The sequence below is a fragment of the Spiroplasma endosymbiont of Nebria brevicollis genome, from assembly GCF_964030895.1.
GTDB lineage: Bacteria > Bacillota_I > Bacilli_A > Mycoplasmatales > VBWQ01 > Spiroplasma_E.
Genome location: NZ_OZ034986.1, coordinates 397,241 through 410,355 on the forward strand (window position 1 = coordinate 397,241; position 13,115 = coordinate 410,355).

General features: G+C 27.2%; 13 protein-coding genes. 4 read left to right on the forward strand and 9 right to left on the reverse strand.

The annotated features are described in order from the left end of the window. Positions 1–15: 15 nt before the first annotated feature. Positions 16–183 (reverse strand): hypothetical protein, encoded by a 168-nt coding sequence (locus tag AAHM98_RS02260; protein WP_342275825.1) that lies wholly within the window; start codon positions 181–183, stop codon positions 16–18. A gap of 149 nt (positions 184–332) precedes the next feature. Continuing rightward, entirely contained in the window at positions 333–2,039 is a 1,707-nt protein-coding gene (locus AAHM98_RS02265; RefSeq protein ID WP_342276877.1) for a hypothetical protein, read from the reverse strand. A gap of 73 nt (positions 2,040–2,112) precedes the next feature. Between AAHM98_RS02265 and AAHM98_RS02270 the strand changes: the two genes are divergently transcribed. Both AAHM98_RS02270 and AAHM98_RS02275 read left to right on the forward strand, forming a co-directional pair. Continuing rightward, the gene (locus tag AAHM98_RS02270) at positions 2,113–2,646 is read left to right on the forward strand and encodes a UPF0236 family transposase-like protein (protein WP_342276878.1); all 534 of its coding nucleotides are present in this window, start codon (positions 2,113–2,115) and stop codon (positions 2,644–2,646) included. After that, the gene (locus AAHM98_RS02275) at positions 2,637–3,218 is read left to right on the forward strand and encodes a UPF0236 family transposase-like protein (RefSeq protein ID WP_342276879.1); all 582 of its coding nucleotides are present in this window, start codon (positions 2,637–2,639) and stop codon (positions 3,216–3,218) included. The genes AAHM98_RS02270 and AAHM98_RS02275 overlap by 10 nt, the downstream gene beginning before the upstream one ends. 610 nt (positions 3,219–3,828) lie before the next feature. Here AAHM98_RS02275 and AAHM98_RS02280 read toward each other — a convergent pair. The 7 genes from AAHM98_RS02280 to AAHM98_RS02310 form a co-directional block, all read right to left on the reverse strand. Further along, complete coding sequence (locus AAHM98_RS02280; RefSeq protein ID WP_425289602.1) at positions 3,829–4,530, reverse strand: rolling circle replication-associated protein; 702 nt, start codon at positions 4,528–4,530, stop codon at positions 3,829–3,831. Beyond that, the gene (locus tag AAHM98_RS02285; protein WP_342276881.1) at positions 4,464–4,760 is read right to left on the reverse strand and encodes a hypothetical protein; all 297 of its coding nucleotides are present in this window, start codon (positions 4,758–4,760) and stop codon (positions 4,464–4,466) included. Before AAHM98_RS02285 ends, AAHM98_RS02280 begins: the two co-directional genes overlap by 67 nt. Positions 4,761–5,336: 576 nt before the next feature. Next, positions 5,337–6,377, reverse strand: a complete 1,041-nt coding sequence (locus AAHM98_RS02290; RefSeq protein ID WP_342276882.1) for a hypothetical protein — start codon at positions 6,375–6,377, stop codon at positions 5,337–5,339. 118 nt (positions 6,378–6,495) lie between these two features. Beyond that, positions 6,496–6,858 (reverse strand): hypothetical protein, encoded by a 363-nt coding sequence (locus AAHM98_RS02295; protein ID WP_342276883.1) that lies wholly within the window; start codon positions 6,856–6,858, stop codon positions 6,496–6,498. A 17-nt stretch (positions 6,859–6,875) separates the two neighbouring features. Next, positions 6,876–7,295 carry an HIT family protein gene (locus AAHM98_RS02300; RefSeq protein ID WP_342276884.1) on the reverse strand — a complete coding sequence of 140 codons (420 nt, stop codon included), beginning with the start codon at positions 7,293–7,295 and terminating at the stop codon, positions 6,876–6,878. Between the two features lie 105 nt (positions 7,296–7,400). Further along, the gene (locus tag AAHM98_RS02305; protein WP_342276885.1) at positions 7,401–9,131 is read right to left on the reverse strand and encodes a hypothetical protein; all 1,731 of its coding nucleotides are present in this window, start codon (positions 9,129–9,131) and stop codon (positions 7,401–7,403) included. Positions 9,132–9,143: 12 nt separating this feature from the next. Continuing rightward, positions 9,144–11,159, reverse strand: a complete 2,016-nt coding sequence (locus tag AAHM98_RS02310) for a hypothetical protein (protein ID WP_342276886.1) — start codon at positions 11,157–11,159, stop codon at positions 9,144–9,146. Positions 11,160–11,418: 259 nt separating this feature from the next. On the opposite strand from AAHM98_RS02310, the gene AAHM98_RS02315 reads away from it, so the two are divergent. Beyond that, positions 11,419–12,699 (forward strand): aminotransferase class V-fold PLP-dependent enzyme, encoded by a 1,281-nt coding sequence (locus AAHM98_RS02315; protein WP_342276887.1) that lies wholly within the window; start codon positions 11,419–11,421, stop codon positions 12,697–12,699. Further along, positions 12,686–13,114, forward strand: coding sequence for an iron-sulfur cluster assembly scaffold protein (locus AAHM98_RS02320; RefSeq protein WP_342276888.1), 429 nt, complete (start codon positions 12,686–12,688; stop codon positions 13,112–13,114). The genes AAHM98_RS02315 and AAHM98_RS02320 overlap by 14 nt, the downstream gene beginning before the upstream one ends. Position 13,115 lies beyond the last annotated feature (1 nt).

Sequence of the window (13,115 nt, forward strand, 5' to 3'; positions counted from 1 at the left end):
TTTACTTCTCCTTATTTAATGTTTTATTCCACCATGACATGAACATGCACCTTTACCATGACTATTAGTTCAAGTACCATCATTGCATTGAATAGTATGTCCTGTTAACGCACATCGATAAGTACTTATGGAAAAAGATGGTATAGATGCAAAGTACAAAATCATTGTCATAATTTTTTTCATAATAAATTATTCCTTTTTTCTTAATTTTACTACTAGATTGTACTTAATTTTTGTATTTTTTGCAAATATGCTTTAAACGTTAAATTAACGCCAAATACAAGGCGTTAATTTTTTGTGAACTTTACTATTACTATTATTGTTTTCGTTGGTTATATGGCATAAGAAAAAACACTTATTTTAGTAGAACCATTATTTTTACCCCTAATTATGTTTTTGTATGGATATAGCGCATAAAACAAAGCATCATAAGGGTCTTGGTACATAGTTTTATCAGGAATGTTAGTTTTGATTTGGTCATAGCGTAATTCTTCTAAACATTGTGTAGTTTTTAATAAATCATTTTGATTAGCATAAAAATTACCATAACTCATAATATTACGCATTCATACACAACGGTCAGTTAATCCTGCTTCTTGATTAAGACTGGAAGCATGTTTAATTGCAACTTGACTCATAATTAAGATATTATGTTCATCTGCTAATTTTTGACTTATTCAATCAATAGCGGTTTTTGCTTTATCATCATAATAGTAAATTGCTTGGTCAAAATTTTCAAAATTATCAAGTAATCCGCAAATTTCATCAACATAAGCATTAATCTTTTCATTTTCATTGATAAAATCATTTGGAGTAACTACTAATTCACAAATAATATAAGGGTCATAATAACCACTATTATTATATTCTTTAAAACCAGTTACCATAAGTACAGTATGGTCTTTGGAACCTGTTGCTCAATCAACACCAACACTATAAAAATCAAATTTATAAGTATCTTTTTCTTTGTTATAGAATTCTTGTAAATTATATGGTTGTCAATATTTTATTGCTTTTAGAAATGGAAAAACAGTTGCATCACTATCTAAATATTCAAATCCATAATAAACAGTATTAAATTCATCAGGATTTTTCTTTTTTAATTCTAAAATTAATTTTTGTGTTACTGGTTCTAATTTATTTCAAAATGGAAATAAAGTAAATCTTAAAATAAATAATCCAAGCCCACTAAACGCTTCCGTATCTTCATAGTAGACCTTACCAATTTTTTTAAGGGTATCTATAACTTTATCATTTAATGGCAAATAGGGTGTGCAATAGAGCAAATAAAAGGGGTGGTATTTATCATAGGGATTACAAGTAAAAGCAATAAAGTGATTTTTATAAAAATAACGAGTAATTTTTTTACCATAAGTTGGACTAAATATATTTCTATCAGTAAATGTTCAACTTCAGTCTTGAATTGGTTCATTAGATACTTTAATACGATTACTACGAAACATTGATAATTTTAAACGTTCATAACGTTGAGTTAATTGTTTTTCACTTAAAGTTTCTTTTTCTTCTGCCATAATAATTTCATCTGTTCTTGAACATAAATAACTAGAACCACCAACGGCTTTACCAAAAATTTTATTACCATTAGAATAACCAATAAAATCTATTTGTTGATTATTAGGAAAGATAATACAACCACCATCCTTAGTGATTTTTCATTTAATACCATGTGGATTATTAACTCCTAAGTGAATATCATACTTATCTTCTAAATATTGACAAACATCCATTAAAGAACCAATGGTTGTTTCATTATGAGTATTTTCATAACGTCTTACTTCTTGTACAGAACTATCACTAAAATTACAGCACACAAATAAGTCAAACGCTAAACAATTTCATGTTTTTCTTGTTAAACGTGCAGTTGGTACAAAACGATAAAAACAATTGGTAGTAAAAAATTCTGCTCATTGTTCACCAACAAATTCTTTAAAAATATCTCAATTAAAACCATAATTATTATCACTAAAATTAAGGTCATATTTTTTATTTAATTGTGCATAACTACTAATAAGTGTCATATTTTATTCACAAACCTTTACTTATAAATTAAAATTTTAATGTATCAAACATTAAATAGAATGGAGACATACAATGTCTTGAAATTATCGAGAACAATACCAAAAAATTAATCAATTAAATTTAGAATATATCAAAAAAAGATGAGAAAAAATAGACCTAAAATTATTTAAAACACGAGATAAAAGCAAATATATGGTTGTTGATTTTGAAAAAAGAAAAAGAAACACAATATATGGTGTAGTAATTTATAAACGACGTATTTACAAATATTATAACACAGAATCAAACCAATTAGTATATGTTTGTCTAGTTGATGAAAAACTAGAATTACCTAAATATAAGAGAATTGGAGAAGATATCGAACAAAATGCTATTGCATATTTTGCTGATGGAAAAAGATACAAAGATATTTGTCATACCATGTTACAAGCAAATGTTAATCGTATGACTATTTGTCGTATATTTAAGAAATATGTAATTGTCATACAAAATATTAGTAAAATTAAACTAGAACCAAACCAACCTATTTATATTAGTATTTTGATGATGGTCATCGAAAATTTTGAGAATACAAGCGTAAAATTAATAAATATTCCATGCGATTAGTAGTATTTTATACAGATAATATTAATCATACATTAGTTAATAAAAGAGCAAGTGTCATTATAAGACCTAATAAAACCGTGCTTGGTGCTGAGAAAACCGCTGACTTTATTTTAGAACAAGGAAAACAATTTTTTGAAAATTTTGACCAAGCACAAGTAATCATTTGTGGTGATAGTGCTGGTTGAATTAAAAAAACTGCTGAATATCTTAATGCTAAATTTATTTTAGATAAATTTCATTTAATTAAAGTACTATATCTTGGCATTATTGCCGGTAATAAAGGCAAGTATTATCAAGAATATAATACTTGTAGAAATTTTATTGAAAATGGTGAATATGATAAATTACTGGATTATCTTAAAACCTTAAAACATAAAAAACTAAAGAAAAAATACTTTCTTAATAATAAACAAGGCATTACTAATCAATCTTGTAAAGAAAATATTGGTTGTTTTGCTGAAAGTAATGTTTGACATATTTTAAAGTCAATGCTTGGTAATCGCACTTATAATATTGAAACATATAAGCAAATGATTATCTTTAAATGTCAAGAAATAAATTTAAAACCATAATCTAATTTTTAAATTAAATCTTGAAAACTTATTAAATGTCTGTTTAGTAAGTATTTTTTGTGTCTTTGAATATACTAAACTATTGAAAATAATTAGAATATGTATTTTAGTTGTAATTATTTATAATTAAGAGTATTATTAAATTACAATTGCATAAAAATTCTTAATTATTTCTCGTCTCAAATGATAATCAGACAATATTGAATAATTAATTCCGGATTTTTGTTACACTCCCAAAAATTTTAATAAAAAATTAATAAAAGAATTGGCAAACAATAAGTAATTAAACTATAAATAAAAAATAATCTAATAAAAAAAGTTTTTAAATGAAGTATTTAACTATCCCGGACAAGGAATTGTATTACCAATTCAAATAAGCTAAATACTATTTAAAAACTAGTTTTAAAAAATATTTACTTACAATATTATAATAACATAATAAATAAAAATTTCAACAAATTAATAATAAAATAGCAGACACCATTATTCCTTGTCCGAACAACAACAGTATCTGCACAATTAAAGTATAACAAAAATACAAAAAAATACAAATAATAAAAATTAAATAATCAAAAATGAAAATATTAAAAACAACAAAATTAAATTTTAATTAATGTAAAAGTATTTTTGCAAAAAATACTTTTACAATTTTACTTTTATCAAAAACTTTATATAGAAAATCTAAAATTTCATTTCTATTAAATTTATTTTTCAATCAATACCTAAACCGTAAACTTTCTAAACTTACATATTGCTGAAAATCTCTAAAATAATCATCAGTAACATTATAATCATAACTTCCACCAATTAAATAAGTAACACCTTGTTCACTTTTCTTAGTTTTAAACAAATAAAACTCTTTTGCCTTTTCACACGCTTTAACTAAATCTTGTAAAAGTAAATTTTTAACACCACGAACTATAATCGGATTTTTACAATTACGACTAAAAGAATACGCCTGAACACCAACATCTTTTTGATTTAAAGACTTAATATTCTCTTGCACTTTTGTTACATACTTACTTAAATACTTAACAACAAATTCATTAGTACCTTTTTTAACAACAATTAATTTAATACCCGATTTTTGAGCATATTGTCATCACTGAAATATCATACTATAAGGTATTTTACGATTAAAAACTATATGAAAATGTACTGCTCCACGCTTTTGATACTCATAAACATAAAAATACTTCAATTCACCCATATATTTAGCACGCTTAGGGTCATTTCATCAACGCTTTAAACGTTTAAAGAATATAGAAATATCATGTTTTGCTTTTCTAATATCAGTTTCATTCGCTGATAAGTCAAAGTTAAAAAACTTAAAACCTTAGCATCATAAAAATTATGTAATGCTTTTTGAATTAATTTAGACTTAGTACGAACATTATTATGTCTTAACTTACTATCATTACCCACATTCTTAATACCATTCTCATTACGTTTATTATTCAAAACATCAATTGGCAAAACAACATTCTTAACATAACAAGCATAAAAAATCTTTTTAACATAAAAATTATATGAAATATTCATTTATAAAACATCCCGGACAAGAATTTTTTAATAAAATTAAATGATTTATAAACTAATACAAATCTTTAATAATCATATCATAAAAAAATAAAAAAAATATCAAATTTAACCTTAAAATAAACTTCGCGGTGAAAAATGATACTTAATTGAACTAATTATACCCTAATTTCTGGTGTTTCAAATACCTTTTGTTTTAATAATTTGATAACACTGATAAAGATAAGGTTTAGAATAAGAGGGTTTAATTTTAATGTTTTGATTTTCTTCTGATTTTAGATTTTTTTTAGTTCTGGTTTTGGTATAAAGGCATCGGCTAGTTAAGTTTAATAATAACATAATATTCTCTGCTAGAGTTTGTTTTCATTTATTTAGCCATATATAAATGATTTTTCCACTAACTTTATTTTTTCTACTTAATTTAGTGGCTGATACTCCAACTCTCCACTCTTATATTTATTTATTATTTTTAATTTTTCTTCTTTACTATATTGTCTCATAAAAAGAGGTCTCCTCACTAAGTTTTATTTAACCTAGGAGTGACCCTCTCAGATATATTGTTTTAGAAATTTACACAGTTTATTGGACAGGGTTTTTTAATCTAGCAAATATCGGCAGATAGTTCATAAAGAAGTCGTTTAATAATTCTCACTTTCAAGTACGTTTATCACTATCAGTTCCTAATCATAAATTAAAGGCTTCGGCAAAGAATTCATTACGTTTGTTAAGGTTACGAGTAGAGAAACTAACCCTGCTATAACCACTGTTGACAACAATTAATGGAAAGAGAAAGTTCTTAACACATTTATCAAAATCACTAGTTGCAGTAATGGTTATTTTAGTGTCCAAATAATTCATTAAGACTTGTGTAAGATCAGAATAGGCACGTGGTTTGCTTAGCATGTTTTGGTTAGATGTTGTTGTTGGTTCAGGAGTGGTATTGAAAAGATGACGATATTCAGGAGAAACAGTAATATAGTTACTTAAAGCATGCCCATACTCATGAATACTGACACAATTTAAATGATTAGAGTTTCAATAGTTGCCATTATATTGTTTATTGATTTTATTTTGATTAGCAAAATCTTTATCATAAGTTTGTGTTTGTTCTAGATTATATGCATCATAAGCATTATAAGCAATAACATTCTCATCACCAGTGGGAGCAAGTCTAACTTTTTGTAGTAAACGGAGGATATTAGTTTTTTGATATACTTTAGCAATGGTATTGTAAAATTTTAATTGTAAGTTATCAGCTTTACCAATTGATAGTGAGTCAAGCCCTGCCTTACTATATAAGTTATTCCAGTTAACATTAATCGTAACTGTATTGCTTAGCTTGGTAGTTGTTAAATCCGTTTCTAATTGTGAGAATGTATTTCACGTTGGGTTAGTCTGCAGGTCATCAAATTCCTGCATTGAAGCAACACTAGCAGGAAGTTTAGTTTTATTAGCGTAGTCAGTAATAAAAGCATAGTAGGGATTACTTTTATATATCCTTGGATACTTATAGAAGTAATCTTTGTATATGTCATATATCGTTCAAGATGTTCCACCACCACAGGCAACAGTAATTAGACTATTAGCACTAACAATAGTAATGCTAGTTAACGATAACAAAAATTTCAATATTTTTTTCATAAGTAATATCAAATACCTTTCACTCAAAAATTTTCCTATTTTGTTTTCTGAATTTGTTGCTTTAAAATAAAATTATAAAGATTTTACTATTAATTTGTTATTTGCTATTGAAGATTCATAAGATAGCACCTAGTGCCATGATAATGTGTGGTAAGGCATTAATATAAGTTCAAACTGCTTTGTAATCAACACCAGTTCCAACAAATAATCCAATCACAATTAATATAGAAATGAAGGCAATTACTAATGCTCATAGTTTTGATCATAAACCTGGTTTAACTGAGAAAGGGATAATAATGTACATAATACCAAGGAGAATTAATGTGGCACCATTTTCTTTTCATCCATAAAAATTATAAGTTGTGACTTTAGTTGCGTATAGTAAACTAAAGATAATGATTCATATTGAACCAATTAGCATTAAGATTTTTGGTAAAGTTAATAGCTTTATATTTTTCATTTCATTTTCCTCCTTAATTACATGAATTTTGTTTTTAATGATTGTTTAATAGTCTTAATATTTTCTATCTTAACATCTTCTGTAGTGTGAGTTAATATTAAACCTTTTTCTTTATTGTATTTCGGTATTATATGTACATGGTAGTGGAAGACTTCTTGATATGCTTCACTGCCGTTGTTAGTTAAGATATTAAAACCTTTAATTTCAGGAATTAGTGTTTGTAGTTGCATTGCTATTTTATGGGTAGTACTATTAACAAAACCAACAATTTCCGGAGTTGCGTCAAGGAAGGTTGCAAAATGTTGCTTAGGAATGACTAAGGTATGACCTAGGGTGACGGGTTTGATATCCATGAATGCTATGGTATGTTTGTCTTCATAAACTAAGTTTTCTGAATTTTTACTAATTGTACAAAAAATACATTGTGAATTTGGCATATATTATCATCTCTTCCTACTTTATACATTATAACTTAAAATTTATTTTATAATTAAAAAACACATACCTAGTATATGTTTTTTAATTATGTGTGTGGTTAATTATTAGTAATACTGTTTAACTTTGTCTCAGAATCCTTTTTCATAAATATTACCTTTAGGGATATATGTAGGAAATAAATTTTGTGCTGATAATTTAAAGTTGTTTGTTGCATTGTCTTTATTTGCATCCCCATCAGCAAGGAAATATAACATTTGTCAGAAAATGCCAAATTTTTGGTCTTGAGTGATGTTGCTACCAGTTCCACCATAAATATATTTTGAAAAATCTGTGTCTTTACTTGGATTCTTATGGTTATTTCAATCTTGAATTAAACCACTAGTTTTAGGAATTCATTTTTTTTTATTTTTATCATTTAAAATACAACTAAAGTCTAATTTTTGTAGTACATTTAAAAAATAGATTGGTGCTGTATAAGTAAAGTTGGCAATAGTATCATTAGTTAATTCATAGTGGGTACCATCTTTAATTGTTACTCATCCTGCTTTTGCAGCATCTGCTACAGGTTTGGCAGCTTGACCAGCAGCTGTTGTTGTATAACCATTAGCACCAAAAATATTATCAATTTGGTTGATAGAATCAGAAGTACCACTTTTTAGTCTATTAAAAAAATCACGGTTTAATTCTGCTCCATTAGTTGTAGCAATACTTTTTCATGTATTAATAGGCTTATTTCAATCATTTTCTATAGTAATTGCATTTGCCTTGTTGGTTTGAAAGTTTCAAATTAAACGATAGTTAGAAGTTTTATAATCATTAATATTTTGTAGTTGGTCAATATATGTATTATTAGTAGTTGTTTCAATAATTGGATTTTTACTATCATCTTTTTGATTAGGTATGAAAAGATTATTTAAAAGATAGGACATAGTAAATAATTTTTCATTTAGTTTAGGTAAAATCATGTATTTATAATATTGTTCATAACGGAAGCGTAATGATCATTGGAAACGTTTTAAATTTGTTTGGTAATCTGCAACTGTTGTATCTAAAGCTTTTGGTAGTGTATCAGGATTAACTCCGGCATCGCCAATATAGTTTTGTGTATTTTGTTGTAATGGAAGCAGAACATTAGTGGTATTATCATCTGGATGTTTAACAATGTCAGCAAGTTGTTTCATAAATGCTTCATTTTTATCAGTTCCATAATCTTTATAAAGATTAGCATTAGCAAATACTTCATTAGGATCATTTTTTAACCCAGTTTCAGTATTATCTTTTTTATAAAATTCGTCTTGACTATAATCTAAACTGCCAGTACCTCCACGATGTCAAGAGTCAGTTTGGAATAATGCAAGATTATTTGTAAAGTTCGTAGTTTCATCTAATGATGTACCACTTTTTATACCTTGTAAATATGCTTGAGTTAAAAGACTTAAACCAAGTTCATCTTTGATTTTATCAAAAGCTTGATTAGCAGTACCTTCTTTTATTACCTTGCCATCAGCACCAAGTTCATCTTCTGTATAAACTGTAGGACTTAGGGTATTATGAAAAAAATCATAGAATTTTTGTTGAGCAATTATTCCTTCGACATCATTTAAAATTAAGTCAATTCCTGACGCGTAGGCATCTTTAAATTGTTCACCAACGGTTTTAGTAAAGTTTACTCCTAAGAAATTAAATAAAATCCGATTTTTGTAATTATCAGGAATTTTACCATTTGGTAGGCTATTCATATCACGTTCATTATCACAAGCAGTTACTAGTAATACAGGTCCTGCGAGAAGTGTAACGGAAGCTATTAATGGAATGATTTTTTTCTTGTTTTTCATTTTTTTACCTCCCTAATTATTTGTAATAATATTTGGATCATATCATCATAAAGTTTGTTTTCCAACTTTAGTTAGATAATCAGAAATATTTTCATTTAGACGAGCAGTTGGTGCATTAATACCAAATGCATCCCAAGATGTATTAAGTGTTTTAACATCATTTTGGAAGTGACCGTTAACGTATAGTGCTTGTTTATTATCTCAACGGCTATTTTTCACATTAGTAAATCATGTTTGTAAACTCTTAGCAAATGCATCAATTGTTGTATTATCAAGTGATGGAGTTGAACCTGTTAGGTCACTAATATTTCAATGAATTAAACTAGCGTTATTATCAAAGAATAAATTGTAATCTCATCAATTAGGACTTCCAAGGTCAGTGCTGGTTGCAGTAAAGTCACCTAAAGCTTTGTTTAAATCAATTGTTGTGTCAAGACCTTTATTTTTTTGTAATAAAAATGCTGTTTGTAAATAGTCAAGATAAGGACTATTGCTTAAGCCACCTGGACGGTCAGCAAGTGGAGAAACATCATCTCATTTTAAATCTTGTGGATTTTGTTTTTTCTTATTAAACTCTTGAATAATATCATATGTTGATTTAGTAGAAGCTGCCTGTTGGTAAGTAATACCAGGTGTTTGAATAAAGTGAATACCAGCAGTATCAATAAAGATACCAACACCAGGTCCATTATTCTTTGTAGGTTCAGGTAGTATACTAGTAGAACTTTTTGTATCGTCCATATAAATTAAGTCATTGTATTGACTAGTTACATTTTTTTTATCATTGTTAGTATGATCAATAAATGGTAACAGGGTAGTTAAGCCACCACTACCATCGTATTTATATAGATTATCTTGTTGAATATTACCAGTAACATTCTTGCCAATGCCTTGTGCACTAGTGACATAACGATATAGGTAATAGTAAAAAGGAGCATTGTCCTTAGTTGCACTGTTAATATTCACTAATCCCAAGTCACCAGTTGTATCAGTTGTTCCTGCAGCTGTGGTACCTTGATTAGTAAAGGTTTGGTCAAAACCTAAATTTTTAATATCATTTACTATTGCATTAATTTTGGGATTATTGTCAGAAAATTGTTCTGGTTTAATAGCTACTTTTAATGCATTATCTTTGGCAGTGGCATTAAAAGGAACAACAATTTGACGAGCTCAAATTGGTTCTTGAGCTGTCATTATTATTTGAGCGATTTTTGCTTGGTTGTCACTCAGTAATCCATTAACAGTATTATATGTACTTGATATATGTTCGCCATTTTTAGCGTCACCAACTGTTTTAGCAACGGCATTGCTAACAGTAACTGCATTTCAATCGTAGTTTAATGTTATTGCATCTTTTATTGTTGCTGTTAGGGTATCAGCAGTTCCAACAGGATTATTTGCATTGATAACAATTCAAACAGTGTTTGAATAAGTTCCTTTACCATCAATATATGCTTGAACAGTGTTAAATTTACCCGTTTTAATGTCCTCAAAAATATCTCTTAACATAGGATATATTTGACTTGTTGTATAGTATTCATAATCTCCATAGTTTTGGCTAACATAACTATTATTAATAATTTTAGTAGCAATAGCTTTTAGTTGATCATCTTTGTATTGTTCAACGCTATTGTTATAACCTGATAAAATTTTCTTTCATTGTTTTTCTCAACCACGACCAAATTTTGCTTTTAAGGAAGCAATTTTATTGTCTATTTGTGAGTTAACTGTAATTAAAGCAGCATCATAATCAGATTTATATTTATTATTATTTTTCAAAATTGAAAGGTTAATATGTTGATTAATTGTACTATATAAATCCTTACCTCAAGATTGTCCTCCTTGACTGTTAAGAAAGTTAAAAAAATCATTAGTAGTTTCTCCAGCACTACCAGCAGCCTTAAGTGCTTGATTTCAGTCAAAAACATTGGTTGTTCCACGGTCAGACGTTGGATTACAAGCTAATACCGACATAGTTGATGTCGTAGATAATGTGAAAGCTGCAACTAAAGCAAGAATATTGCGCACTATATTCACTCCTTTTATTCATAGAAAAAATATGAATTTATTTTTATTTTACTAAGATATCTTAACATAAAATTTTAAATTTCGAATAGTTTTTTGCATTTTATTTATTATGATTTCTAATTCAACCATCGAAATATTTTAATATCATTTTTAAAAAATAATAAGTTTAAAATAATATCTTGAAGTTTATTTTTCATTTAATTAGCAGTTAATTAAGTGTATAATTTAATAGTAGTTATAATTTATAGGAGAAAAAACAATGTCAAATAAAAACAATGATTTTAATAATATTAAATTGGATTTTCCCTTTTTTAAAAAAAATCCTAATTTAACGTATTTAGATACTTCAGCAACATCTTTAAAACCACAAGTTGTGATAGATGCTATCCAAGAGTATTATGAAAAATATTGTATTAATACACATAGCCAAGATTACCCATTAGCAGAAGAAGGTAATGAAATATTTGAGGATACGAGAAAAATAGTTGCCCAATTTATTAATAGTGATAGTGATGAAGTAGTATTTTGTCCTTCTGCTACTTTTGCTTATAATCAAATAGTTTTTGGTTTAGAACCTTATTTACAGAAAGGAGATGAGGTTGTACTTTCTAGTTTAGAACATAGTTCACTGTTGTTGCCATTTTATCGTTTAGTAGAAAGTAAAAATATCAAAATTAAGTTTATTGAAACTACTAGTGATGGCATTATTACTGTTGAAAATTTAAAAAAAATATTAACACCTAAGACTAGAGTTGTAGCATTTGCTAATGTTAATAATTCATTAGCAGCAGTTAATAACACTCAACAATTAACAAAGTCTATTAAAGATTATGGTATTACTAACCTTAAAGATGATAAATGAGTATTTAAAAATATTTTAGTAGTAGTAGATGGTGCCCAAGCTGTTGGTCATATTGAAACAGATGTTAAAAGTTGAAGTATTGATTTTTTTGCTTTTTCTGGACATAAAATTTTTGGACCAACTGGGATTGGTGTTTGATGGGGGAAAAAACAATGATTAAATATGCTACAACCATTGTTATTAGGTGGTGGTATGAATGGTCGAATTTATAAAGATGGTACTTATAATTTATTAGACAGTCCTTATCGATTTGAAGGTGGTACTCAAAATCTTGCTGGTGTGTTTGGATTACGTTCTGCTATTACATACATATTAAATATCGGTATTAAGAATATTTATAACCATGAGATAAATTTAAAAAACTATGCTGTGAAACAATTAAGAAAACATATTGGTAATAAGATTGAAATTTATAATAAAGATATTAAAAGTGGGAATTTGATTTTTAATATTAAAAAGGTATTTGCTCAAGATGTTTCCAATTATTTGGGAACACAAAATATTTGTGTGCGAAGTGGTACTTTTTGTGCTAAGTTATTACCAGAAACAGTTAATGTGGAAGCAACAGTTCGTGTTAGTTTTTATATTTATAATACTAAAGCAGATGTTGATGCTTTAATATTAGCCTTAAAAAAAGGTATTAATGAAGGTGGCGATTTTTTAAATGAATTCTTTTAATGATAATCAAGATTATTTTCGTAAATTAATAGTAAGTCATTATAGTAAACCGACAAATAAAGGTTTAATTGATAATGCTAATTGTTTAACCTATCATCAAGCAAGTAAATCTTGTGTTGACGATTTTTATGTTCAAGTTTTGATTGAAAATAAAATAGTAGTTATTGCTCGTTTTGTTGGTGTTGGTTGTGCAATTTCTACAGCAGCAGTTGATATTTTTTGCAATTTAATTGCTAATAAACCCATTAGTGATATTAGAAATATTATTAGTAATTATCAAGCAATGTTAAATTCACAACCATTTGATGCTAATGTTATTAAAGATTTAGTTGCTTTCACTAATGTTCCAAGACAACGTAATCGCATTAAATGTGCATTACTAGGTATTGAGGGTATTAGTAAATTATTACAGTAAT